Annotated in this window: 1 protein-coding gene; it reads right to left on the bottom strand. The window is 72.0% G+C overall.

What is annotated here, in order from left to right; translation table 11 throughout:
- Nucleotides 1-459 precede the first annotated feature (459 nt).
- The coding region (locus ABZV34_RS39745) for a helix-turn-helix transcriptional regulator (protein WP_356288267.1) at nucleotides 460-1,195 on the bottom strand (736 nt) is incomplete at its 5' end.

Raw genomic sequence — 1,195 nt, 5'->3', positions numbered from 1 at the left:
CCGCCGTGCCCGGCCGGGCACGGCGGCCGGACCCTTCGGGCCACCGCCGCACCCTGCCCGACACTCTGCCCGTAAGGCTCTGGACGAGGTGCCCGCTCCTGTGCATGACGCCGGCCTGCGGGCCTGGTGGAGAGGGCCGTACCGGGCGGTCGGTCGGTCTGTGGGGGCGGTGTGCGTACAAAGGGGTCTCGTGTTCCCGATACGGCCGTCCGCGGCGCGGACGGCGGGATCCTCCCGGACCGGGTCCCGCCCGTCACCGGCCCGCCTGATCCTCCGGCGCCGGTCCGGACCTGCGCGTTGTCCCGGGCGGCGGCGCCCTGGTGCCGGGGCGGCGGGGACCTTTGTGGCCGCAAAGTGCCCGTAGCGGGCGTACCGGGTCCGCTTCCTCGCGGTTTTTGCCGGGGGCACCGGCCACCGGCAAGGCCGCCTCCGCGGGCGGACTCCCGTGCCACCGTCCGTTCACCCGGAGCCGGGCGGGTGCCCTCCGGGTGAGGGTGAACGGACGGTGGCCGGCCTCCGCGGAGCGGGCCCGCATTCCTTCCCGGGGGCCGGGAATTCGGACACCGGAAGAGAGAGGAGGAAGACGACCTGCGCCCGTGATTTCACCCCGAGTTTTTTGAATATGCGTCCGAGGTGGGTTTCCACGGTCTTGATGCTGATGTTCATACGGGCCGCGATCTGTTTATTCGTGAGACCCGGGCCTATAAGCATCGCGATTTCTCTCTCGCGTGTGCTGAGCGGAATTCCGAAATCATTCTCCGAATGATGCTCCGGGCCCTCTTCGATGAATTTGAGGAGATCCTGTGCGGCGACTGACGAATCATATGCGGTGAGCCGGTCGAATTCCGTGGCGGCGAAACGGGCGTGAGTGGCAGCGGCGGTCGGGTCCCCGGAATCCAGGCAGGCCCGTGCCAGCCCCAGCGCGAAGGGGCCGAGCAAATGCCCCTGCCCGTGGTGCAGGGCGAGGTCGAAACCGTGCTGGAAACACCGCCGGGCCCGCCGGCCGTCGCCGTCCGCCACCGCCTCGCCCAGCCAGCGCCACGCCTCCACGACCGGCGCCGCCCCCTCCCGGCCGAGCCCGGACAGCAGCGGCCCGGCCTCCCCGGCCGCCTCCCGGGCCGCCTCGGACGCCCCCTGCGCCGCGTGCGCGGCGGCCAGCAGCGCCAGCGCATAACTGTGCGCGGCCACGTCGCTC

The organism is Streptomyces sp. NPDC005195 (assembly GCF_040608315.1).
GTDB lineage: Bacteria > Actinomycetota > Actinomycetes > Streptomycetales > Streptomycetaceae > Streptomyces > Streptomyces kaempferi.
Note: the sequence above shows the minus strand (reverse complement) of the source record. Positions and strands in the feature narration are given on the sequence as shown.